Here is a 22,215-nt window from a genome sequence, read left to right as displayed (position 1 = left end):
GGTGGGTAGGAAAAGTCAACTCCCCGTTCCCGCCCGGCAGCCCGTTCGAGGCAGAATTGTGTGCGGGTGTTACGTTGCGCAGGCGTCACCGAATAAGCACGGGTGGGGAGAGCACATGGACACCACGCAGCGGACCGATCAGCAGAGGTCCGCCGACCGCCGACGGCGCGAGCTGTTGGAGGCCGCCGACCGGGTGGTGCTCCGCGACGGCCCCAGTGCGTCGATGAACGCCATCGCGGCGGAGGCAGGCATCACCAAGCCGATTCTGTACCGCCACTTCGGCGACAAGAGTGGACTGTACGCGGCTCTCGCCAAGCGGCACACGGACGCCCTCCTCGGAGCCCTGCGCGCGGCCCTCGACGCACCGGCCGAGCGCCGCGAACGCGTGGAGGCCACACTCGACACGTACCTCGCGGCGATCGAGGCACGCCCGCAGGTGTACCGCTTCCTGATGCATCCGTCGGAGGGCGGCCCGCAGAGCGACCAGGGCTTCGACGCCGGGCAGCATTCCGCTCCCCTGCTGCGCCGCATGGGCGAGGAGCTCGCCGAGGTCATCGAGGAGCGCGTCGACCTCGGCCCGGACAGCCAGCAGCTCGCCCGCGTCTGGGGCCACGGGATCGTCGGCATGATGCACGCCGCGGGCGACTGGTGGCTCGGCGAACGCCCTTGCGCCCGTGCGGAGTTGGTCCGGGCCCTGGCCGACCTCCTGTGGGGTCGCCTGGCGGCGGCGGGCGACAAGCTGGGTGGCCCCGCCTTTTAGCGTTCCGCTGGATGTGCGGTTCGTTCTGGATGCGCGGTTCGTTTGCTGCGGGCCGGTGGGGGCCGATCGCGCAGTTCCCCGCGCCCCTAAAAGATTGCGCAGTTCCCCGCGCCCCTTGAAGGGGCGCGGGGAACTGCGCGGCCGGCCCCCACCCACCCGCAGCCGACCGACGTCCCTCAACGCCCCCAAGAAGCCCGCGAGGCCTGCCACATCACCTTGCGGCGGCGCCATCCGCGAACCCGATCCACGTACAACCCACCGTCAAGGTGATCGCACTCGTGCTGAAGGCACCGGGCGAACCACCCCGTGCCATGGATCCGCACGGGTTCGCCCTCCACGGTGACCCCCTCCACCACGGCGTGGTCGTACCGCTCCGTGCCCGCCTCCAGCCCCGGCAACGACAGACACCCCTCGGGCCCCCGCAGCACCAGCCCGTCCGCCTCGACGAGCCGCGGGTTCACCACATGCCCCACATGCCGCCGCTCCTCGTCGTCGGGGCAGTCGTATACGAAGACCCGCAACGATTCTCCGACCTGATTCGCGGCAAGACCGACACCCTGCGCCGCATACATCGTCGAGAACATGTTCTCGACCAGCCGCGCCAGTTGAGGCCCGAACTCCGTGACTTCTTCACACCGTGTGTGCAACACGGGGTCGCCGAGCAAAGACAGAGGAAGGACGCGCCCTCGGGCGCCCGGGATCGAGCCGTGTCGCATGGCGGCAAGGGTACGGTCCTCAATGTCGCGGGTGCTGCGGAGGTGCCGCGATTCGGGCCGGTGAGTGGATCTCGATAGGCTGAGGGCCACACGTTGCCGGGAGCAGGGCGCGGCGCCGTACGCAAGGAGGATCGGGAACTGATGGCAGGCAACTCGGACCCGCTGTCGCCGCGGGCCAAGCTGGCCGTGACGGCGGGCAAGGCGGTCGCAGCGGCGTCACGCGCCGCGGGCCGTGGCAGCGGATCGGTGATCGGCGGCCGGGTGGCGCTCAAACTCGACCCCGACCTGCTGGCCAGTCTGGCCCAGCACCTGGACGTCATCCTGGTGTCGGCCACCAACGGCAAGACCACCACGACACGTCTGATCGCGGAGGCGCTGCGCGCGGCGGGCCCCGTCGTCTCGAACGCGCTGGGGGCGAACATGCCCGCCGGCATCACGTCCGCGCTGGCCGGCGGCTCGGAATCGCGGTACGCGGTCATCGAGGTGGACGAGAAGTACCTCTCCGGTGTGGCGCGGGACACGGATCCCAAGTGCATCGCCCTGCTCAACCTCTCCCGCGACCAGCTCGACCGCGCGGCCGAGACCCGCATGATGGCCGAGCACTGGCGTGAGGGCCTGGCGGGCTCGAAGGCCGTCGTCGTGGCCAACGCGGACGACCCGCTGGTCGTGTGGGCCGCGTCCTCCTCGCCGAACGTGGTGTGGGTGGCCGCCGGCCAGATGTGGAAGGACGACGCCTGGTCCTGCCCGTCCTGCGGCGGTGTCATGCAGCGCCCCGGCGACGACTGGTTCTGCGGCGACTGCGGTTTCCGCCGTCCCACGCCGAGTTGGGCGCTCTCCGGCGACCACGTCCTCGACCCGCACGGTTCGGCCTGGCCGATCCACCTCCAGCTGCCGGGCCGCGCCAACAAGGCGAACGCCGCGTCGTCGGCCGCCGTCGCCGCCGTCTTCGGCGTGCCTCCGCAGGTCGCCCTGGAACGCATGTACCAGGTGCAGGCGGTGGCCGGCCGCTACGACGTCGTCCAGTTCATGCAGCGCGACCTGCGTCTGCTGCTCGCCAAGAACCCGGCGGGCTGGCTGGAGACGTTCTCGCTGATCGACCCGCCGCCGACGCCGGTGATCCTTTCCGTGAACGCGCGCGGCGCCGACGGCACCGACACCTCCTGGCTGTGGGACGTCGACTACACGCAGCTGACCGGCCACCCGATCTTCGTGCTCGGCGACCGGAAGCTGGACCTGGCCGTCCGTCTCGAGGTCGCGGGCCAGCAGTTCCAGGTCTGCGAGAACCTCGACCAGGCCGTGCAGATGGCACCGCCCGGACGCATCGAGGTCGTCGCGAACTACACCGCTTTCCAGGACCTGCGGCGTCGTGTCGGCAACTGAACCCCGGAGGACCAAGAGAATGAGTGACAACAGCCTGCGGCTGGTGTGGATCTACCCGGACCTGCTGAGCACGTACGGCGACCAGGGCAACGCCCTCGTCGTCGAGCGCCGGGCCCGGCAGCGCGGTCTGGACGTGGCCCGTCTCGACGTACGCAGCGACCAGGCGATCCCCACCTCCGGTGACATCTACCTCATCGGCGGCGGCGAGGACCGGCCGCAGCGGCTCGCGGCCGAGCGGCTGCGCCGCGACGGCGGTCTGCACCGCGCGGTCGGCAACGGCGCGATCGTCTTCTCGGTCTGCGCCGGCTACCAGATCCTCGGCCACGAGTTCATCAACGACCTCGGCCAGCGCGAGCCGGGTCTCGGCCTGCTCGACGTGCACTCCACCCGCGGCGAGGGCGAGCGGTGCGTCGGTGACGTGCTGGGCGACATCGACGCGCGGCTGGGGCTGCCTCCGCTCACCGGCTTCGAGAACCACCAGGGCATCACACACCTCGGCCCCACGGCCCGCCCGTTCGCGAACGTGCGGCTCGGCAAGGGCAACGGCACGGGCGACGGCACGGAGGGCGCGTACAACGACACGGTCTTCGGCACGTACATGCACGGGCCCGTGCTCGCCCGCAACCCGCTGATCGCGGACCTGCTGCTGAAGCTGGCCCTCGACGTCAACGCGCTGCCGCCGATCGACGACCGCTGGTACGAGGCGCTGCGCTCGGAGCGCATCGCGGCTGCTCAGCAGCCCGCCTGACCTCACGGTCAGGGCCCGTCTGGCGGAGCGTCCGCTCACCTGTGCGGGGACGTCCAGCAGGCGGACGCACGATGCGGACCCGCCCCCTGCCGCCGGTAGGGTGGCGGCGTCCCGCCGGACAGCGTGGTCCGGTTCCCGGCCCACGTTGAGAAGGTATTTCGGGCTATGCGTATTGGTGTCCTCACGTCCGGCGGCGACTGCCCCGGCCTGAACGCCGTCATCCGGTCCGTCGTACACCGTGCCGTCGTCGACCACGGCGACGAGGTCATCGGCTTCCGCGACGGCTGGAAAGGCCTCCTGGAGTGCGACTACCTCAAGCTCGACCTCGACGCGGTGAGCGGCATCCTGGCTCGCGGCGGCACCATCCTCGGTTCCTCCCGCGTCCAGCCGGCGCATCTGCGTGACGGTGTGGAGCGGGCCCGGGGGCATGTCGAGGAGCTCGGGCTCGACGCGATCATCCCGATCGGCGGCGAGGGCACGCTCAAGGCGGCCCGTCTCCTGTCGGACGGCGGCCTGCCGATCGTCGGTGTGCCGAAGACCATCGACAACGACATCGCGGTCACCGACGTCACCTTCGGCTTCGACACGGCCGTCGGTGTCGCGACCGAGGCCCTGGACCGGCTGAAGACCACCGCCGAGTCCCACCAGCGCGTCCTGATCGTCGAGGTCATGGGCCGCCACACCGGCTGGATCGCCCTGCACTCCGGCATGGCCGCGGGCGCGCACGCCATCGTCGTACCGGAACGGCCCTTCGACATCGAGGAGTTGGCCGAGAAGGTCGGCGAACGGTTCTCGGCCGGGAAGAGGTTCGCGATCGTCGTCGCCGCCGAGGGTGCGAAGCCTCGCGAGGGCACGATGAGTTACGACGAGGGCCGCAAGGACGCCTACGGGCACGAGCGCTTCGCGGGCATCGCCCGGCAGCTCTCCATCGAGCTGGAGGAACGCCTCGGCAAGGAGGCCCGGCCGGTGATCCTCGGGCATGTGCAGCGCGGGGGTACGCCCACCGCGTACGACCGGGTGCTCGCGACCCGGTTCGGGTGGCATGCGGTGGAGGCTGTGCATCGGGGGGAGTTCGGGAAGATGACTGCTCTTCGGGGGACGGACATCGTGATGGTGTCTCTGGCGGAGGCCGTGGAGACGTTGAAGACCGTTCCGGACGAGCGGTACGCGGAAGCGGAGTGCGTCTTGTAGGTGGTGGGCGGCTGCGGGCTCGTCGTGGCTTGTCGCGCAGTTCCCCGCGCCCCTGAAATGGTGCCCCCGGTCCTCACAGTGACCGGGGGCAGTTCTAGTCTGGGTGCGGACAGACAGCGCAACCAGTACGAAACAGGAGCCGGCGGATGGATCACAGCGGGCACGGCATGACGATGGATCTGCCGCCGTTCACGCTGGGGCGGGGGCTCGCGTGGTCGCCGGACCCGTTCTTCCTCGTGGCCTGCCTCCTCGGGCTCGCGCTGTACGGGTGGGGTGTGGTGCGGCTGGTCCGGCGCGGTGACGCCTGGCCGGTCGGGCGGACCGTGTCGTTCGTCGTCGGTGTCCTGAGCGTCATGCTCGTGCTGTGCACCGGGCTCAACGACTACGGCATGGTCATGTTCAGCGTGCACATGGTGCAGCACATGGTGATCAGCATGCTGTCGCCGATCCTCATCCTGCTCGGCGCGCCCATCACGCTCGCCCTGCGCGCGCTGCCGACGGCCGGACGTGACCGCAAGGGGCCGCGCGAGCTGCTCCTGATGTTCCTGCACAGCCGGTTCATGAAGGTCGTCACGCATCCGGCGTTCACGATCCCGCTGTTCATCGCGAGCCTGTACGCGCTGTACTTCACTCCGATCTTCGACTTCCTGATGGACTCCAAGACCGGCCACATCGCGATGATGTGCCACTTCCTCGCCGTCGGTCTGGTGTTCTTCTGGCCGATCATGGGCGTCGATCCCGGCCCGCACCGGCCCGGCTATCTGATGCGGATGCTGGAGCTGTTCGCGGGCATGCCGTTCCACGCGTTCTTCGGCATCGCGCTGATGATGGCGTCCGAGCCGATGGTCGAGACGTACAAGAACCCGCCCGCCTCGCTCGGCATCGACGCGCTCGCCGACCAGACCGCGGCCGGCGGTATCGCCTGGGCGTTCAGCGAGATCCCGTCCGTGCTCGTGCTGCTCGCGCTGCTCTTCCAGTGGCACCGCTCCGAGGAGCGGCAGGCACGGCGCTCGGACCGGGCCGCCGACCGTGACGGCGACAAGGAACTCGAGGCATACAACGCCTATCTGGCCTCACTCAACGCACGCGGTCGCTGAGCCCCTTTTCCCCTTTCGGTCACTCCGTACACACTGGAAATTCCCCTTGACTGAAAGGCTTTTCCATTCAGTAGCATGATGCGTGACGCCCTGCTTCCGTTCTGCAGGGTTACGGGGGATCCGCTGGGGGGAGCGGTCATGACAATTCACGCATGCTTGCTGAGGACCGGAAAAACCGTGGTCCGAAGGCTTGCCGTGCTACTTGCCGCTGCGGTGATCCTCAGCGGATGCACGGAACAACGCCTGTTCGCGGTGAAGGCCGTCGCCGCCGGAGTGCCGTCACTCGCACCTTTTTTCGAAGAGGACGGCTCGCTCGGCACCGACGAGACGAAGCTCAGGCCGGAGCAGGCGCACAGTGGCCTGCAGCAGGGCAACACCCCTGGTCTGTACGGGGGTACGCAGGAGCCCAAGGTCTGTGACGTCGACCGTCTCAAGGATTTCCTCACCGATCCCAGGAACCGTCAAAAGGCCCGGGAATGGGCCCGCATCGTGGGCATTACGCCTGATCGGATCGAGGGGTACATCGACGACCTCACACCCGTTCTGCTGCGTCACGACACTCTCGTGAAGAACCACGACTACAAAAAGGGCAAGGCTGTCGCCTTCGACGCATTGCTGGAGGCCGGGATCGCGGTATTGGTGAACGACCAGGGACTTCCCGCCGTGAAGTGCTCGTGCGGAAATCCGTTGCGGTCCTTCGACAAGGATCCCGAGAAGATCTCGGTCAAGTTCGAGGACGGCAACAAAAAATGGGACGGCTACGAGAAGTCCGACGTGGTGACCGTCAAGCCCGCGCCCGAGCCGCTGGAGCGGATCGCACTCATCGACGTGGACGACCCGGACCAGGGCATCAACCGCCCCGTCGGCAGCACGGGCGAGAACGACGAGCCGTTCGACGCGACGAAGCAGCACGCGGTGCCGCGCGTCGCCGGGATGACCTTCGACCAGGCCAGTCAGCGGCTGTCCGAGCTCGGCCTTGCGGCGGCCTACTCCGACGGACTCCCGCCGGGGGACGCGGCGGTGACGGCCTCCGATCCGGGGCCGGGGACCGAGTTGCGGTTCGGGGAGGCGGTGACCCTGAGCGTCGCGGACGACGGGGAGGAGCCGGGTACGCCTCCGAAGTCGGACCCGACCAACGGGCCGAGCACGAACGACCCGACATCGGACGACCCGACGTCGGGCGAGCCGACCACCGTAGGACCGACCACGGACGAGCCGACCACGGACGACCCGTCGACGAGCGACCCCACCACGGAGGATCCGGACACGGGCGATCCGGACACGGGCGATCCGTCATCCAGCGAGCCCACCACCGACCGGCCCACGACTGGCGAACCCACCACGAGCGAACCCACGACGGCCGTCCCGACCACCCCCACCACGTCGAGCACGCCGCCCACAGTCGAGCCGACCTCCGCGGAGCCCACATCCGCGGAGCCGACCTCCGCCGATCCGACGTCCGTCGAGCCCACGCGGAGCGAGCCGGTGACCAGTGAACCCGCGTCGAGCGCACCCGGCTCGTCCAGCGCGCCGGCCTCGGGCGAGTCCGCTGTCGTTCCGGCGTAAGCCCACCCAGAGCCGAACCCCGGGAGTGACCGGATGGCATCAGGATCACCGCAGTCGGGAGTCGGCCGGGTCATCGCCGGCCGGTACCTTCTGCTGAACCAGCTGGGCAGCGGCGGCATGGGACATGTCTGGCTCGCCCACGACCAGCGGCTGGCCTGCGAGGTCGCGCTCAAGGAGATCGTGTTCCGCAGCCCGGGCGAGGACGGCGACCGCTCGGCCCGGGTCGCCCGGGCCCGTGCCGAGGCCCGGCACGCCGCGGGGCTGCGCGGCCACCCGCACGTGGTGACCGTGCACGACGTGCTGGAGCACGAGGGCCTGCCCTGGATCGTCATGGAGTACGTGCCGGGCGCGCTCGACCTGCACGCCCTGGTCACCCAGCGCGGGCCGCTGGCCCCCGCCGAGTGCGCCCGCGTCGGACTCGCCGTGCTGGACGCGCTGACCGCCGGGCACGAGCGGGGCGTCATGCACCGGGACGTGAAGCCCGCCAACATCCTGCTGGCCCCGGACCGCGCCGGGTCGCCGTACGCCCGGGTGCTGCTCACGGACTACGGCATCTCCGTGCAGCCCGACGGCGGCGAGACGCGCTACACGCAGACCTCCGTGCTGGTGGGCACCGCCGGGTATCTGGCGCCCGAGCGTGCCCAGGGCGGGCCGCCCACCGCCGCGGCCGACCTGTTCTCGCTGGGCTGCACGCTCTACTACGCCGTCGAGGGCTACGGCCCCTTCGACCGCGACTCGGGGCTCGCGGCGCTGACCGCCGTCGTACTGGAGGAGCCGCGTCCGACACTGCGCGCGGGCGCGCTGGAGTCGCTCCTGGCGGCCATGCTCACCAAGAACCCCGTCCACCGGATCACCGCGGAGGAGGCCGAGGCCGCGCTGTCCGCGATCCTGACACCGCAGTCGCACCCCCGGACCCAGTTCGACCCCGGCTCGGAGCCGCCCTGGGCGGGCGGGCCCACCCATACGGCCGCACCCCGTGCCCCCGAGCCACCCGGGCCCTCGCAGAGCCACGCGAACGGCTCACAGTGGTACGCGCCGTCGGCCGCCCAGGAGTCCTCGGCGGCGCCCGGCCAGGAGACCCCCGCCACCTGGCCGCCGCCCGGGCAGGGGCCCTCCCCATGGCCGATCGGGCAGGGTTACGGGCCTCCCCCGGCCACCACCAGCAGGCGCCGGCCGCGCCACCGCGTCCTGAAGGCCCTACTGGCGACCGCACTGGGGCTGGCCCTGGCGGGCGGCGGGGCCTGGTACGCGATGGCGTACTTGCCGGGGAAGGGTGCCGGGAAGCCGTATGGGGAGGCCGTCGGGCTCACCACGCCGCTCCAGGACGGCGACTGCATCGACGCCGAATGGCCCGGCACGCCGTTCTCGGGCGAGCCCGCGCTCAAGGTCGTGGGCTGCGACGACAGGAACAACGAGGGGCAGGTCCTGGCGGTGTTCGAGACCGGGTCCGCCGAGGAGGCCCGCACCGGAGCAGCCGCCCAGTGCGAGCAGCGCACCGGGGAGACCCGTAAGAAGCTGGCGGACATCCGCGCCTTCGCCGCTGTCCCGACCGCCGACGGATTCGACGCCGCCGACCGTCGCGTCGCCTGTCTGCTGCTGGACGCACATGGCTTTCCCGTGTACGGCCCGCTCGGGGACAACCGCAAGCCGGGCACGCTCTTCAAGGACACCGCCACCATGCAGAAGCGGGACTGCCTCGACAAGGTTTCCGGCAACCGCGCAAAGCTGGTTTCCTGTGACGGTCCTCATGAGCAGCAGGTGCTCGACTTCTTCCGCATGCCTCCGGGTACCAGCCTCGACGACGCACACGACAAAGCACCCGAAACCTGCCAGAAGGAGATCCCGCCCCAGGACTACGGCTACGACCCCAGCGTCTACGAGGCCGCCGCCTGGGTGGGTAACAGCGGGTGGAACTCGGGGACGCGTTTCGTAGTGTGCACTGCAATTCGCCAAGACCGGGGCACCATGGAGAAAGACGAACCATGAGGAGGGTGTTGCGATGCCCGGTTCCACGAAGACCATGGGAGTGCTCACCGTAGGCGGACTGGTGGTGGTCACGGCCTACACGGTGGCGCTCGGGAGCAGCGGCTGGCTGTGGTTCGGCTGGGTGGTGCTCGGTCTGATCACGCTGGCCATGGTGGTGTCGCGCCCCACCTGACGTGTTCCGCAATCAGTCCCCCGGGCAGCTTCGGCGGTTCTTCGCCCGGGGGCTCATTCGCGGGGCAGGCGCCCCGCCGAGTGCACGCCCGGCTGGTATTTCGGCAGCCTGGCGGTGATTTTCATGCCCGCTCCGAGTGCGGTCTCGATGACGAGGCCGTAGTCGTCGCCGTACACCTGCCGCAGCCGGTCGTCGACGTTCGACAGGCCGATGCCGCCTGAGGGGCTGACCTCGCCGGACAGGATGCGGCGCAGCCGGTCGGGGTCCATGCCGGGGCCGTCGTCCTCGATGACGACCAGCGCCTCGGCGCCCGCGTCCTGTGCGGTGATGCTGATGCGGCTCTTGTCGACCTTCCCGGTGCCGCCTTCGAGGCCGTGCTTCACGGCGTTCTCGACGAGCGGCTGGAGACAGAGAAAGGGCAGGGTCACCGGGAGTACCTCGGGGGCGATCTGCAGGGTGACCGAGAGCCGGTCGCCGAAGCGGGCCCTGACCAGCGCCAAGTAGTGGTCGATGGCGTGCAGTTCGTCGGCGAGCGTCGTGAAATCACCGTGCCTGCGGAACGAGTAGCGGGTGAAGTCGGCGAATTCCAGGAGGAGTTCACGGGCACGCTCGGGGTCGGTGCGGACGAACGAAGCGATCACCGCGAGCGAGTTGAAGATGAAGTGCGGGGATATCTGGGCCCGCAGCGCCTTGATCTCGGCCTCGATCAGCCGGGTGCGGGACTGGTCGAGGTCGGCCAGTTCCAGCTGGACCGAGACCCAGCGGGCGACCTCGCCGGTGGCCCGGACGAGCACCGCCGACTCGCGGGGCGCGCAGGCGACGAGCGCCCCGTGCACCCTGTCGTCGACGGTGAGCGGGGCTACGACGGCCCAGCGCAGGGGGCAGTACGGCTCGTCGCAGTCGAGGCGGAAGGCCTCGCCGCGGCCGGTCTCCAGGGGACCGCCGAGCCGCTCCATGATCTGGTCCCGGTGGTGCTCGCCGACGCCCTCCCAGGCGAGGACCGTGTCCTGGTCGGTGAGGCAGAGCGCGTCGGTGCCGAGCAGGGTGCGCAGTCGTCGCGCCGATTTTCGGGCCGTCTCCCCGGTCAGGCCGGCCCGCAGCGGCGGGGCGGCGAGCGACGCGGTGTGCAGGGTCTCGAAGGTGGCGTGCTCGACGGGGGTGCCGAGGCCGCCGAGGCTCGACGGGCGGGAGGTGCGCCGGCCGAGCCAGAATCCGGCGGCCAGCAGCGGGAGTACGGCCACGCAGAGCCCGGCCAGGAAACCGCTCATGCCTTGACCTCCGCGCGTACCTGTCCGCCGGCCAGTTCCTCCGGCAGATGGAAGCGGGCGAGGATGGCGGCCGTTCCGACCGGCACCCGCCCGGGTGTCGCGAGGGACACCAGCACCATGGTGAGGAAGCCCAGGGGCACCGACCAGAGCGCGGGCCAGGCGAGGAGTGCGTGCAGCGAGCCCGTGCCCGGGAAGCCCGCCATCGTGGCGGCGACCGCGAGCAGCGCCGAGCCGCCGCCGACGATCATCCCGGCCGCCGCGCCCGGCGGGGTGAGCCGGTGCCACCAGATGCCGAGGACGAGCAGCGGACAGAAGGACGAGGCGGACACCGCGAAGGCCAGTCCCACGGCGTCCGCGACCGGCAGTCCGCCGACGATCGAACTGGCCGCGAGCGGCACGATCATGGCGAGAACCGTGCCGAGCCTGAAGTGCCGTACGCCGCGCGAGGGCAGCACGTCCTGGGTGAGCACGCCCGCCACCGCCATGGTCAGGCCCGATGCCGTGGACAGGAACGCGGCGAAGGCCCCGCCCGCCACCAGCGCGCCCAGCAGGTCCCCGCCGAGCCCGCCGATCACCCGGTCGGGCAGCAGCAGTACGGCGGCGTCCGCGTCCCCGGTGAGGGTCAGCTCGGGCGCGTACAGGCGGCCCAGCGCTCCGTAGACGGGCGGCAGCAGATAGAAGGCGCCGATCAGGCCGAGCACGGCGACGGTGGTGCGGCGGGCGGCGACACCGTGAGGGCTGGTGTAGAAGCGGACGACGACGTGCGGCAGTCCCATGGTGCCGAGGAAGGTGGCGAGGATCAGTCCGTACGTGGCGTACAGCGGACGTTCCTCGCGGCCGGCGGCGAGGGAGGTGGACATGCCGCCGTTGCTGCCGCGGTCCGCGACGGGGACCGGGTCGCCCTTGGTGAAGGTCAGCCGGGTGCCCTGTTCGATGCGGTGGACGCCGGCCGGGAGCCGGACCCGATCGTCCTCGTACCGCTCGCCGTCGACCGTGCCCGTCGCGGTGACGCTCAGTGGTTGGCCGAGCTTGAGGTCGAGTCCGGCGTCGATGCGGACCACGCGGTGCTCGCGGAACGTGGCCGGTTCGTCGAAGGGGCGGTCCGGGGCTCCGTCGCCCTGCCAGGCGAGGACGAGGAAGAGCGCGGGGACGAGCAGGGCGGTGAGCTTGAGCCAGTACTGGAAGGCCTGCACGAAGGTGATGCTGCGCATGCCGCCCGCGGCGACCGTCGCGACCACGACCACGGCGACGATGATGCCGCCGAGCGGCTTGGACGCTCCGGTCAGGACGTTCAACGTCAGTCCCGCGCCCTGGAGTTGGGGCAGGAGGTAGAGCCAGCCGACGCCGACGACGAACGCTCCGGCCAGCCGCCGTACGGCCTGCGAGGCGAGGCGGGCCTCGGCGAAGTCCGGCAGCGTGTAGGCGCCGGAGCGGCGCAGCGGGGCCGCGACGAAGAGCAGCAGGACGAGATAGCCGGCGGTGTAGCCGACCGGGTACCAGAGCATGTCGGGGCCCTGGACGAGGACGAGGCCCGCGATGCCGAGGAAGGAGGCGGCGGAGAGGTACTCTCGCCGCTGATGGCCGCCGCGTTCAGCCGGGGGCCGACCGTGCGGGAGGCCACGTAGAAGTCCGAGGTGGTACGGGATATGCGCAGGCCGAAGGCGCCGACGAAGACGGTCGCGACGACCACGAGCGCGACCGCGGGGACGGCGTAGTTCTCGTTCACGGGCTGCTCTCGATCACGGGCTGTTCTCGATCACGCGGTGCTCTCGTCCATGGGCTCAGTGGGTCTCGGTCACGGGCTAGCGGTCCTCGACGAGGCGGACGAAGTCCTTCTCGTTGCGGTCGGCGCGGCGCACGTACCAGCGGGCGAGGATCACCAGCGGCGGATAGACGCAGAAGCCGAGCACGATCCACTCCAGGCTCGAACTGTCGCCCATCGAGGCGAACACCAGCGGCAGCGGGCCCACGAGGAGGACGAGCACGGCGAACACGGTGAGCGCTGCGCGCAGTTGGGAGCGCATCAGCGAGCGGACGTAGGTGTGCCCGAGCGTGGTCTGCTCGTCGATCTCGGTGCGCGGCCGGGAGCGGCTCAGCGGGCGCGTACGGCGCGGCGGCCCGGTGACGACGACCCGGCGGTCGGTGGGGTCCTGGGGCATCTCGGGCCTCCTCAGCTCGCGGTCCGGCGCATCAGCAGGTCGCGCAGTTCGCGTGCGTGACGGCGGCTGACCTGGAGTTCGACCGAGTCGACCAGGACGCTGACGGTACCCGCGTCCAGCCGGAGTTCGCTGATGTGGCCGAGGGCGACGAGATGGCGGCGGTGGATGCGTACGAAGCCGCGCGAGCGCCAGCGTTCCTCAAGAGTAGAAAGCGGGATGCGGACGAGGTGACTGCCCTGGGCGGTGTGCAGTCGCGCGTAGTCCCCGTGGGCCTCGACGTGGGTGATGTCCTCCACGGCGACGAAGCGGGTGACTCCCCCGAGCTCGACGGATATGTGGTCCGGGTCGGGTTCGTGCACGGGTATGAGCGGGGCCGCGTCCATCTGCTCGACGGCCCGGCGGACGGCCTCGGCCAGGCGTTCCCGGCGTACGGGCTTCAGGACGTAGTCGACGGCCTTGAGGTCGAAGGCCTGCACGGCGAAGCCCTCGTGGGCGGTGACGAAGACGACGAGCGGGGGTTTGGCGAACCCGGCGAGCAGCCGTGCCATGTCGAGCCCGTCGAGGCCCGGCATGTGGATGTCGAGGAAGACGACGTCGATGCCCTCGTCGCCGCCGGGGCCGCTCTCCAGGGCGCGGTTGATCCGGCGCAGGGCGGCGGTGGCATCGCTCGCACCCTCGACGCTGCTCACCCGTGGATCGGCGTCCAGCAGATAGAGCAGCTCTTCGAGGGAGGGCGGTTCGTCGTCGACGGCGAGGGCGCGCAGCATGAACCCGGAGTGTAGGAGCAATTCGCACGCCTGCACATGCGGCGGGCCAGGTCGTGGCCGCTGGATACAGTGCCCGCATGACACCCACGTCCGCCCCCTTCGACGATCTCGACCGCAAGATCGTCACGGCTCTGATGGCGAACGCCCGCACGAGCTTCGCCGAGATCGGCGCGGCGGTCGGTCTGTCCGCCACCGCGGTCAAGCGCCGGGTCGACCGGATGCGCGAGACCGGCGTGATCACCGGGTTCTCGGCGACGGTGGAGCCGGCCGCGCTGGGCTGGCGTACGGAGGCGTACGTGGAGGTGTACTGCGAGGGCGCCGCCCCGCCGCGGCGGCTCGCGGAGGTGATGCGCAACCATCCCGAGATCACCGCCGCCATGACGGTGACCGGCGGCGCGGACGCGCTGCTGCATGTGCGGGCCCGGGACGTGGAGCACTTCGAGGAGGTGCTGGAGCGGATCCGGGTGGAGCCGTTCATCCGCAAGACGATCAGCTACATGGTGCTGTCGCATCTGCTGCCGGAGAGCCCGGAGGCGGGGGCGAGCCAGCCCGCTCCGGAGGCGTGAGCGTTTCCCGACCCGGACTGCGGGAGCATGAGAGTTCCCGACCCCCCGGACAGCGGGAGCAGGAGCGTTTCCAGGCCCGGACAGCGGGAGTGAGCCCCCTCCGGACCACCCGCGCAGCAATCGTGCGTGGACCGGTCCGAACACGCAGCATCCCTGCGGTGACGCGCAATCCCCGATTCTTGTCGAGACCGGCCTCCGCTTCCTACCGTTGAGGTATCCCACCCAACACCGCAGGAAAGCGGAGGAACCCCTCTGTGCCCATGAGCCGTGTGCCGCGATCGAGGCGCTTTCTTGTCTGCGAACCCAGACACTTCGCCGTGCAGTACGCCATCAATCCCTGGATGCATGAGGACACACAGGTCGACGTCGATCTGGCCCGAGGACAGTGGGCGGAGCTGATCCGCGCCTACCGCGCCCACGGCCACACCGTCGACAGCGTGGAACCGGTCGACGGTCTGCCCGACATGGTCTTCGCCGCGAACTCGGCGCTGGTCGTGGCCGGCCGGGTCTTCGGCTCGCTCTTCCACGCGCCGCAGCGCCGCCCGGAGTCGACCGCGTACGAGACGTGGTTCAAGAACGCGGGCTTCGACGTCTACCGCCCCGAGGCGGTGTGCGAGGGTGAGGGCGACCTGGTCTTCGCCGGCCGCCACCTGCTGGCCGGCACCGGATTCCGTACGGAACGGGCCGCCCACCACGAGGTGCAGGAGTTCTTCGGCGTCCCGACGGTCAGCCTCACGCTGGTGGACCCGCGCTTCTACCACCTGGACACCGCGCTGTTCGTGCTCGACGACGGACCCGAGGCGAACATCGCGTACTACCCGGAGGCCTTCTCCGCGGGCAGCCGTGAGGTGCTGCGCCTGCTGTTCCCGGACGCGGTGATCGCCACACACGAGGACGCGATGGCGTTCGGGCTGAACTCCGTCTCGGACGGCCGTCATGTCTTCATCGCGCCGCGCGCCGAGGCACTCGCGGGCGAGCTCGCCCGCCACGGCTATGTTCCCGTCCCCGTCGACCTGTCGGAGTTCCAGAAGGCAGGCGGGGGCATCAAGTGCTGCACCCAGGAGATCCGCTCATGACCGTCGCTCCCAGCCGCTGCCTGCGTTCGTCCGCCGAGCTGATCCGCGCCGAGGAGCCCGTCCTCGCGCACAACTACCACCCACTGCCCGTGGTCGTCGCGCGCGCCGAGGGCGCCTGGGTCGAGGACGTCGAGGGCCGCCGCTACCTCGACATGCTGGCCGGCTACTCGGCCCTCAACTTCGGGCACCGCCACCCGGCGCTGATCGAGGCGGCACACCGGCAGCTCGACCAGCTGACGCTCACCTCGCGAGCCTTCCACAACGACCGGCTGGCCCAGTTCGCGGAGTCCCTGGCCGAGTTGACGGGCCTGGACATGGTGCTGCCGATGAACACGGGCGCCGAGGCCGTGGAGAGCGCCATCAAGGTGGCCCGCAAGTGGGCGTACGAGGTGAAGGGCGTCGCACCGGACCAGGCGACCATCGTCGTGGCCGCGGACAACTTCCACGGCCGTACGACGACCATCGTCAGCTTCTCCACCGACGAGACGGCCCGCGCCGGCTTCGGCCCCTTCACGCCGGGCTTCCGCGTGGTCCCGTACAACGATCTCGCCGCGCTCGAAGCGGCGATCGACGAGACGACCGCGGCCGTCCTGATCGAGCCGATCCAGGGCGAGGCGGGTGTCGTCATCCCCGACGACGGTTATCTGCGCGGCGTCCGCGAACTGACGCGGCGCACCGGCTGCCTGTTCATCGCGGACGAGATCCAGTCCGGCCTCGGCCGTACGGGACGCACGCTCGCCGTCGAGCACGAGGACGTCGTCCCGGACATGCTGCTGCTCGGCAAGGCGCTCGGCGGCGGCATCGTGCCCGTCTCCGCGGTGGTCGCCCGCCGCGATGTGCTCCAGGTGCTGCGCCCCGGCGAACACGGGTCGACGTTCGGCGGCAACCCGCTGTCCGCGGCGGTCGGCTCGGCCGTCGTGGAACTGCTGGAGACCGGCGAATACCAGCGCAGGGCCGCGGAGTTGGGCATCGTCCTGAGGGGCGGTCTGACCGCCCTCGTCGGCAAGGGCGTCCAGGGCTTCCGGGCCCGCGGCCTGTGGGCGGGCGTCGACATCGACCCCGCCATCGGCACCGGCCGCGACATCAGCGAACGCCTCATGCGAGAGGGGGTCCTCGTGAAGGACACCCACGGCTCGACGATCCGCCTCGCCCCGCCTCTGACGATCACGGGCGAGGAACTCCAGACGGCGCTGGGTTCCCTGGAAAGGGTCCTGACGGAAGGGGCCTGACGGCGAGGGGCGCACCTCCGGGGATGCGGGGGCGCCCCTCCAAGGCCTTCAGGGGGCGGCCCCTCAGCCGACTTGAGGGGCCGCCCCTTCAGACACTCAGCGGGGGGCGCGGGGAACTGCGCGACCAGCCCCCACCGGCCCGCGGCCAACGAACCACCGGGGCAGGGGGCGAAGCCCCCAAGACCCGCTCCGCGGCACGACGGCTCAGCGGAGAAGCCGATCGAACCGAAACGGCGCGAGCCCTTCGGGCCTCCGCCCCGTACGGATGTACTCGGCAAGCCGATGCCCCGTGACCGGCCCCAACGTGACCCCAAGCATCCCGTGCCCGGTAGCCGCGAACGCGTTCTCGTGCCCCGGCACCCGGTCGATCACCGGAAGCCCGTCGGGAAGGAAGGGCCGCCCACCCACCCAGGGATCCCGGATCAGGCTGACGAGGTCGTCCGGATCGTCGAACCAGCGCCCCAGGTAGTGCCGACTCGCAAGCGCGACAGCCACGATGCGACGCCAGTCGAGGCGGTTGTTGTTCCCGCTCAACTCCATCGTCCCGCCGATCCGCGTCGTACCGCCGATGGGCGACGCGACAGCCCTGCGCTCGCCGAAGTACAGCGTGTGCCGGGGCGCCGGATCCAGGTCCACCGAGAAGCTGTAGCCCTTGCCCGCCTGGAGGGGCAACGGACTCCCCAGGGCACGCAGCAGACCCGGCGAACGCATCCCGGCCGCGACCACGACGGCTGAGCAGGGAATCTCGCCCTGGGCGGTGCGCAGCGCGGTGACCTGCCCGCCCGAGGACCGGAATCCGGTCGCCTCCGCGTTCTCGTGGACCTTCACGCCCAGGGTCGCCAGTGCCTCACCGAGCGCCCGGGCGAACGCCTCGGGGTCGACCACGCCCTCCCCCTCGACGAGATAGGCCGCCCGCACCCGGGACGACAGTGCGTCGTCCAGCAGGCGCGCCTCGGGACCCGTGGTCACGTCGTCGGGCATCGGGTAACGGCCGTCCGCCATCTCCCGCTGGACCGCGAGATGGTGCCGGGCCTCGGTAGCCGACAGGAAGGCGTGCACCATGCCGGGCCGGGTCAGCGTCGTGTCGACCCCGGCCTCGCGCAGACCGTCGAAGAGGTCGAAGGTGTCCTGGTTGAGCTCGGCGATCGCCGCGTAGCCGCGCCGGAAGGCGGCCGGTGTGCTGCTGCGCCAGAACCGCCACAGCCACCGTACGAACGCCGGGTCCGGCAACGGCCGCAGATAGAGCGGCGAGTCGGGCCGGCCCAGCGAACGCAACGCGTAGCGCACGACCCCCGGGGCGGGCACCGGTGTCGAATGGCTGAGGCAGACCCAGCCGGCGTTGCCCCGGGACACCCCGGAGCCGAGGCCGCGCCGCTCGACGACCTCCACGGGGACACCGGCCACGGCCAGGTAGTACGCCGTGCACAGTCCGACGACGCCTCCTCCGACGACCACGACGGGGTGGTCGCCGACCGGTCCCCTGGTACCGGCCGCGGTGGACGCAGCGGTCATGACGCGGTTCCGTACGAGGCGAGGAACTCCCGGGTACGGGCCTGGGCGGGGCTGTCGAGGACGTCCTCGGGCCTGCCCTCCTCCACGATCCGGCCGCCGTCGACGAAGACGACGTGGTCGGCCACCTCGCGGGCGAAAGGCAGTTCGTGGGTCACCAGCAGCATGGTCATCCCGTCCGCGGCGAGTTCGCGCATCACGCTCAGTACCTCCCGGGTGGCCTCCGGGTCCAGGGAGGACGTGGGTTCGTCGAAGAGGAGCACCTCGGGCTTGAGCGCGAGGGCCCGGGCGATGGCGACTCGCTGCTGCTCGCCGCCGGAGAGCTGGTCGGGGTGGGCGAGGGCGCGGTGGGCGACCTTGACCCGGCGCAGCAGGGCGACGGCCCGTTCCAGCGCCTCCTGTTCGGGGATGCCCGCCTTGCGCTGGGCGAGGACGACGTTCTCGACGGCCGTGAGGTGCGGGAACAGGTGGAACCGCTGGAAGACCATGCCGACGGTGCGACGCAGCCGGGCCAGGTCGCGGCAGACCGTACGGCCGCCTTGATGGACGATCTCTCCGGCGACCTCGACCGTGCCCTTGTCCGGCCGTTCGAGGAGGTTGACGCAGCGCATCAGGGTCGTCTTGCCGCCACCGCTCTGGCCGATGACGCTCACGATGCGGCCGCGGCCGACCTCCAGGTGGACGTCGTCGAGCACGAGGCGGCCGTCGAAGGACTTGCTCAGCCCGTCGATCCGTACGACCGCGTCGGGAGCCGGAGACTCGGCCGTGGGCTCAGTGGTCTTCGTGGTGGTGACGGGCTCGGTCATACCGTCGCCTCCTTCCGGTCGGCGTCCACGACGAGGTCGCTCGCGAGCAGCGCGCGGGCCGCCCGCATCCGGCGCCGGCGCCACGGGGACAGCGGGACGCCCGCCCGCACCTTCCGCTCCAGCAGCAGGAGGAGCTGGGAGAGCGGGTAGCAGAGGGCGAAGTAGATGGCCGAGATGACCAGGTAGACCTCCAGTGCCCGGAAGGTGGCCGACGTGATGAGCCGTCCCTCGGACATCAGCTCGGCCGCGGAGACGGTGACGAGCAGCGAGGTGGACTTCAGCAGGTCGACCAGCATGGTGTTGGTGCCGGGCAGCGCCTGCCTCAGCGCCTGTGGCAGGACGATGTGGCTGAAGATGCCGGTCCTGCCGAGCCCGAGCGCCTCGCCCGCCTCGGTCTGTCCGGCATGTACGCCGCTGATCGCGGAGCGGAAGATCTCGGACAGGTAGGCGGCGTAGAAGACGACGAGGCTCAGACAGCCGGCCGTGAACACGTCCAGCCGCAGCCCGGCCGAGGCCAGGCCGAAGTAGGTCAGGAAGATGATGGCCAGCAGCGGGACGTTCTTGAAGACCTCGGTGTAGACGGCTGCGACGGCCCGCGCGGGCCATGCCTTGCTCAGCCGCAGCAGTGCCACCGCGAGACCGAGGGCGACCGCGCCGACGAAGCTCACAGCCGTGTAGGAGACGGTGCGCCAGAGCGCGTCGAGGAGGTCGGGCCGGTATTCGGACCAGGGGACCTGGAAGAGGCCGGAGGCGATGTCGTTCATGGATGTTCCTCCCCTCACTGCGCGATGGACGGGGGTGTCCAGTCCTGAGGCCGGTCCACTCCCCGGCGCGCTGTGGCGACGTCGGCGGAGGGCTTGAGGAACTGCTCGGGGTCGCCGCCGTACTTCTTGACGAGTTTCTCCAGCTCGCCGTTCTCGTACATGGCGTCGATCTGCGCGGAGACGGCCTTCTCCAGCTTGGTGGCCTTCTTGGGCAGGTAGAAGCCGGTCTGGTACGGCTGGAAGTACTCGTACGCCGGCTTCGCCTTGACCTGTGCGGCGGTCGGCGGCGTCATGTACTGGGTGTCGATCTTCAGCTCCGGGCGTTCCTTCTGCGCCGCGATGATGATCAGCGGGTCGAGGAAGCCGACGTCCACGCGGCCCGCGCCGAGGTCGTCGAACACGCCGTTGGCGTCGGGGTAGGCGTGCAGTTCGGCGCCGGGCACGGCCTGGATGGACTTGACCCAGACGTACCCCTCGACCGTCCCGAGCTGCAGGCCCTTCAGGTCGTCGACCGTCTTGTACGTCTTGCCGGACCGTACGGCCATCGCCGGGGGCGAGTAATAGGGCGGGTCGGTGAACAGGCCCTGTTTCTGACGGTCGGCGGACCAGGCGACGCCGCCGATGGTGATGTCCACGCGGCGCGACTGCACTCCGGCGAGCATGCCCGCGAAGTCCGTCACCTGGGGCTTGACCTCAAGGCCGAGCTTCTTGGCCGCGTAGGCGAGGATGTCGCCGTCCAGGCCGACGATCCTGTCGCCCTGGACGCTGGTGTAGGGCGCGTACGGCTGGACGGCGACCTTGATCACGCCTGGCGTGATCGTGCCCAGGGCGGCGGTCTTCGCGGACACGTTCTTCGGTTCGTCGTCGCCGTCCGAACCACAGCCGGCGACCGCCGGTATCAGGAGCATCGCTGACAGAACAGCGACAAGTGAGCGCACACGGATCATCGGCTTGGGCCTTCCGTAACGGCACGGGTATCGGCAGTGAAGGGGCCCGCCGTTCACCGCGCTGTGCCCCCGGCGGGGATGTGATGGGCTCATACGCTAGGGACAGGCCGGTCGTGCGTCACCGTTCACTTCGTACGAACTTGCGGCCGAAATCGCGCGGTCTGCTGTACGGTGCGTCCACTTCGACACCTCGGATCCATCGTCGATCCACCCCAGGTCCGTCCCCGGTCCGTCCCGGGATGTTCCCGGGATGTCCCCTCGACGGGAGGAACGCCCGTGCTGAGTCCGTCACTCGCCCAGGAGATCGCCGGGGACACCTCCGCGGTCATCGGCTTCAACGTGCTGATCACCGACGCGGACGGGATGGTCATCGGCAGCGGCGACACCCACCGGGTCGGCACGTTCCACGAGGCGTCCGTCGAGGTGATCCGTACACAGGAACCGGCCACGCACAACGCGTCGCAGGCCCATCTGCTGCAGGGCGTACGCCCGGGTGTCACGCTGCCGCTGGTCACCGACGGGCAGGCGGTGGGGACGGTCGGGATCACCGGTACGCCCGCCCAGGTGCGCCGCTTCGGACTGCTGGTGAAGCGGCAGACGGAGATCCTGCTCCGGGAGTCGGTGATGCTCCGCTCGCGGCTGCTCGCCGAGCGAGCGGCGGAGAAGCTGCTGGCCGACATCGCCTCGTACGACCCGCAGGTGGTGGAGGGTGACTTCCTCGTCTTCCGGGCCGCCGAGCTGGGCTTCGATCTGCGGTTGCGGCGGGTCGCGGTGGCCTTCGAGGTGACCGTGCCGGACACCGGCGGCCGTCGGCACGGCACGCCGACCCGGGACATGGCGCTGGTCCGCTCGGAACTGCTCCGCACGGTCCGCGAGGTGTTCGCCGACCCGCAGGACATCATCGCCACGACGGCTCCCGGCTGGATCGGCGTACTGCACCGGCTCCAGCCCGACCAGCCCGAGGACGCCCTGTCCGTCGGCTGCCGGCGCGTCACCGACCTGATCGCCACGCAGGGCGGCCTCACGGCCCGCGCGGGGATCGGCGAACCGGCCGCCTCGGTCGGCGCCCTGCACGACTCGTACCAGGACGCGTGCGACGCGCTGCGCCTCGGCGCCCGGCTGGCGGGCCGCGCCCCCGTCCACCTGATCACCGATCTGCGGGTCCACCAGGTCCTGGCCACGGTCGGCCAGCCCGCGCGCAGCCGCCTGCTCGCCCTGACCGCCACGGACCTGCGCGCCCAGCCGGACTGGCCGGTGCTCCGCGACACGATCACCGCGTGGTGCGAGAACGGCTTCAACCTCGTACGGGCGTCCGCGGCCCTGCACGTCCACCGCAACACCGTGGTCTACCGCATGAACAAGATCGAGCAGATCACCGGCCGCCCCCTGAGGGAGCACCGGACCACCATGGCGCTGTATCTCGCCTGCCTGGCCGACCAGTTGGGCAGCGGCGACGCGGCAGGATCGAGCCAGGTACTGCCCTGACGGGTGGTCCGGAAGAGGGCAGC

General features: G+C 70.6%; 20 protein-coding genes and 1 pseudogene. 12 read left to right on the top strand and 9 right to left on the bottom strand.

All coding sequences use genetic code 11. The features are described from left to right. The first annotated feature begins 115 nt into the window (after positions 1–115). Positions 116–760, top strand: a complete 645-nt coding sequence (locus QF035_RS45700; protein WP_143642952.1) for a TetR family transcriptional regulator — start codon at positions 116–118, stop codon at positions 758–760. A 176-nt stretch (positions 761–936) separates the two neighbouring features. Here QF035_RS45700 and def read toward each other — a convergent pair whose 3' ends face one another. Continuing rightward, positions 937–1,476, bottom strand: a complete 540-nt coding sequence (def, locus tag QF035_RS45695) for a peptide deformylase (RefSeq protein ID WP_307527843.1) — start codon at positions 1,474–1,476, stop codon at positions 937–939. Positions 1,477–1,617: 141 nt separating this feature from the next. On the opposite strand from def, the gene QF035_RS45690 reads away from it, so the two are divergent. The 7 genes from QF035_RS45690 (at position 1,618) to QF035_RS45660 (ending at position 9,616) form a co-directional block, all read left to right on the top strand. Continuing rightward, entirely contained in the window at positions 1,618–2,856 is a 1,239-nt protein-coding gene (locus QF035_RS45690) for a MurT ligase domain-containing protein (RefSeq protein WP_055617072.1), read from the top strand. Between the two features lie 19 nt (positions 2,857–2,875). Continuing rightward, positions 2,876–3,604: a type 1 glutamine amidotransferase gene (locus QF035_RS45685; RefSeq protein WP_200399773.1), complete on the top strand. Its 729-nt coding sequence runs from the start codon at positions 2,876–2,878 to the stop codon at positions 3,602–3,604. Between the two features lie 165 nt (positions 3,605–3,769). Then, positions 3,770–4,795, top strand: coding sequence for a 6-phosphofructokinase (locus QF035_RS45680; protein WP_307527840.1), 1,026 nt, complete (start codon positions 3,770–3,772; stop codon positions 4,793–4,795). Positions 4,796–4,941: 146 nt separating this feature from the next. Continuing rightward, complete coding sequence (locus QF035_RS45675; protein ID WP_307527839.1) at positions 4,942–5,892, top strand: cytochrome c oxidase assembly protein; 951 nt, start codon at positions 4,942–4,944, stop codon at positions 5,890–5,892. A 177-nt stretch (positions 5,893–6,069) separates the two neighbouring features. After that, a complete protein-coding gene (locus tag QF035_RS45670) occupies positions 6,070–7,458 on the top strand; it encodes a DUF6777 domain-containing protein (protein WP_307527837.1) in 1,389 nt (462 codons plus the stop codon). Positions 7,459–7,491: 33 nt separating this feature from the next. After that, the gene (locus QF035_RS45665; protein WP_307527835.1) at positions 7,492–9,444 is read left to right on the top strand and encodes a serine/threonine-protein kinase; all 1,953 of its coding nucleotides are present in this window, start codon (positions 7,492–7,494) and stop codon (positions 9,442–9,444) included. A 13-nt stretch (positions 9,445–9,457) separates the two neighbouring features. Next, entirely contained in the window at positions 9,458–9,616 is a 159-nt protein-coding gene (locus QF035_RS45660) for a hypothetical protein (RefSeq protein ID WP_107102596.1), read from the top strand. Positions 9,617–9,669: 53 nt separating this feature from the next. Here the strand turns inward: QF035_RS45660 and QF035_RS45655 are convergent, their stop codons facing one another. From QF035_RS45655 to QF035_RS45640, 4 genes and pseudogenes are all read right to left on the bottom strand, one after another. Next, positions 9,670–10,884, bottom strand: coding sequence for a sensor histidine kinase (locus QF035_RS45655; protein ID WP_307527834.1), 1,215 nt, complete (start codon positions 10,882–10,884; stop codon positions 9,670–9,672). Further along, positions 10,881–12,610 (bottom strand): annotated as a pseudogene (locus QF035_RS45650) (sodium/solute symporter). The gene QF035_RS45655 and the pseudogene QF035_RS45650 overlap by 4 nt, the downstream one beginning before the upstream one ends. A 76-nt stretch (positions 12,611–12,686) precedes the next feature. Beyond that, the gene (locus tag QF035_RS45645; protein ID WP_307527833.1) at positions 12,687–13,043 is read right to left on the bottom strand and encodes a hypothetical protein; all 357 of its coding nucleotides are present in this window, start codon (positions 13,041–13,043) and stop codon (positions 12,687–12,689) included. 11 nt (positions 13,044–13,054) lie between these two features. After that, positions 13,055–13,810 (bottom strand): LytR/AlgR family response regulator transcription factor, encoded by a 756-nt coding sequence (locus QF035_RS45640; protein ID WP_307527831.1) that lies wholly within the window; start codon positions 13,808–13,810, stop codon positions 13,055–13,057. 77 nt (positions 13,811–13,887) lie between these two features. Between QF035_RS45640 and QF035_RS45635 the strand changes: the two genes are divergently transcribed. The 3 genes from QF035_RS45635 to rocD all read left to right on the top strand — a co-directional run bounded on the left by QF035_RS45635 (position 13,888) and on the right by rocD (position 16,681). Beyond that, positions 13,888–14,376, top strand: a complete 489-nt coding sequence (locus QF035_RS45635) for an Lrp/AsnC family transcriptional regulator (protein ID WP_055617082.1) — start codon at positions 13,888–13,890, stop codon at positions 14,374–14,376. 254 nt (positions 14,377–14,630) lie between these two features. Further along, positions 14,631–15,452, top strand: a complete 822-nt coding sequence (gene ddaH / locus QF035_RS45630; protein ID WP_307527828.1) for a dimethylargininase — start codon at positions 14,631–14,633, stop codon at positions 15,450–15,452. Then, positions 15,449–16,681 (top strand): ornithine--oxo-acid transaminase, encoded by a 1,233-nt coding sequence (gene rocD / locus QF035_RS45625; protein ID WP_307527826.1) that lies wholly within the window; start codon positions 15,449–15,451, stop codon positions 16,679–16,681. Before ddaH ends, rocD begins: the two co-directional genes overlap by 4 nt. Before the next feature lie 204 nt (positions 16,682–16,885). Here the strand turns inward: rocD and QF035_RS45620 are convergent, their stop codons facing one another. The 4 genes from QF035_RS45620 to QF035_RS45605 are packed head-to-tail and all read right to left on the bottom strand — an operon-like array spanning position 16,886 to position 20,668. Beyond that, complete coding sequence (locus tag QF035_RS45620) at positions 16,886–18,193, bottom strand: NAD(P)/FAD-dependent oxidoreductase (RefSeq protein ID WP_307527824.1); 1,308 nt, start codon at positions 18,191–18,193, stop codon at positions 16,886–16,888. Then, on the bottom strand, positions 18,190–18,996 hold the full coding sequence (locus QF035_RS45615) for an amino acid ABC transporter ATP-binding protein (RefSeq protein ID WP_307527822.1): 807 nt from the start codon (positions 18,994–18,996) through the stop codon (positions 18,190–18,192). The genes QF035_RS45620 and QF035_RS45615 overlap by 4 nt, the downstream gene beginning before the upstream one ends. Further along, positions 18,993–19,760: an amino acid ABC transporter permease gene (locus tag QF035_RS45610; RefSeq protein WP_269650940.1), complete on the bottom strand. Its 768-nt coding sequence runs from the start codon at positions 19,758–19,760 to the stop codon at positions 18,993–18,995. The genes QF035_RS45615 and QF035_RS45610 overlap by 4 nt, the downstream gene beginning before the upstream one ends. A 14-nt stretch (positions 19,761–19,774) precedes the next feature. Then, on the bottom strand, positions 19,775–20,668 hold the full coding sequence (locus tag QF035_RS45605; RefSeq protein WP_307527820.1) for a substrate-binding periplasmic protein: 894 nt from the start codon (positions 20,666–20,668) through the stop codon (positions 19,775–19,777). A 315-nt stretch (positions 20,669–20,983) separates the two neighbouring features. On the opposite strand from QF035_RS45605, the gene QF035_RS45600 reads away from it, so the two are divergent. Continuing rightward, positions 20,984–22,192, top strand: a complete 1,209-nt coding sequence (locus QF035_RS45600; protein WP_307527818.1) for a CdaR family transcriptional regulator — start codon at positions 20,984–20,986, stop codon at positions 22,190–22,192. Positions 22,193–22,215: the final 23 nt, after the last annotated feature.

This window comes from Streptomyces umbrinus (genome assembly GCF_030817415.1).
Classification (GTDB): domain Bacteria; phylum Actinomycetota; class Actinomycetes; order Streptomycetales; family Streptomycetaceae; genus Streptomyces; species Streptomyces umbrinus_A.
This window is presented reverse-complemented; position numbering and strand designations above follow the sequence as displayed.

What these genes read in the sequence shown, in the direction of transcription:
- def (WP_307527843.1), bottom strand. Translation starts at nt 1,476, where the DNA reads ATGCGACACGGCTCGATCCCGGGCGCCCGAGGGCGCGTCCTTCCTCTG.
- QF035_RS45685 (WP_200399773.1), top strand. Translation starts at nt 2,876, where the DNA reads ATGAGTGACAACAGCCTGCGGCTGGTGTGGATCTACCCGGACCTGCTG.
- QF035_RS45610 (WP_269650940.1), bottom strand. Translation starts at nt 19,760, where the DNA reads ATGAACGACATCGCCTCCGGCCTCTTCCAGGTCCCCTGGTCCGAATAC.
- QF035_RS45640 (WP_307527831.1), bottom strand. Translation starts at nt 13,810, where the DNA reads ATGCTGCGCGCCCTCGCCGTCGACGACGAACCGCCCTCCCTCGAAGAG.
- QF035_RS45645 (WP_307527833.1), bottom strand. Translation starts at nt 13,043, where the DNA reads ATGCCCCAGGACCCCACCGACCGCCGGGTCGTCGTCACCGGGCCGCCG.
- QF035_RS45635 (WP_055617082.1), top strand. Translation starts at nt 13,888, where the DNA reads ATGACACCCACGTCCGCCCCCTTCGACGATCTCGACCGCAAGATCGTC.
- QF035_RS45605 (WP_307527820.1), bottom strand. Translation starts at nt 20,668, where the DNA reads ATGCTCCTGATACCGGCGGTCGCCGGCTGTGGTTCGGACGGCGACGAC.
- QF035_RS45615 (WP_307527822.1), bottom strand. Translation starts at nt 18,996, where the DNA reads ATGACCGAGCCCGTCACCACCACGAAGACCACTGAGCCCACGGCCGAG.
- QF035_RS45620 (WP_307527824.1), bottom strand. Translation starts at nt 18,193, where the DNA reads ATGACCGCTGCGTCCACCGCGGCCGGTACCAGGGGACCGGTCGGCGAC.
- QF035_RS45690 (WP_055617072.1), top strand. Translation starts at nt 1,618, where the DNA reads ATGGCAGGCAACTCGGACCCGCTGTCGCCGCGGGCCAAGCTGGCCGTG.
- QF035_RS45700 (WP_143642952.1), top strand. Translation starts at nt 116, where the DNA reads ATGGACACCACGCAGCGGACCGATCAGCAGAGGTCCGCCGACCGCCGA.
- QF035_RS45655 (WP_307527834.1), bottom strand. Translation starts at nt 10,884, where the DNA reads ATGAGCGGTTTCCTGGCCGGGCTCTGCGTGGCCGTACTCCCGCTGCTG.
- QF035_RS45660 (WP_107102596.1), top strand. Translation starts at nt 9,458, where the DNA reads ATGCCCGGTTCCACGAAGACCATGGGAGTGCTCACCGTAGGCGGACTG.
- QF035_RS45680 (WP_307527840.1), top strand. Translation starts at nt 3,770, where the DNA reads ATGCGTATTGGTGTCCTCACGTCCGGCGGCGACTGCCCCGGCCTGAAC.
- QF035_RS45665 (WP_307527835.1), top strand. Translation starts at nt 7,492, where the DNA reads ATGGCATCAGGATCACCGCAGTCGGGAGTCGGCCGGGTCATCGCCGGC.
- rocD (WP_307527826.1), top strand. Translation starts at nt 15,449, where the DNA reads ATGACCGTCGCTCCCAGCCGCTGCCTGCGTTCGTCCGCCGAGCTGATC.
- QF035_RS45675 (WP_307527839.1), top strand. Translation starts at nt 4,942, where the DNA reads ATGGATCACAGCGGGCACGGCATGACGATGGATCTGCCGCCGTTCACG.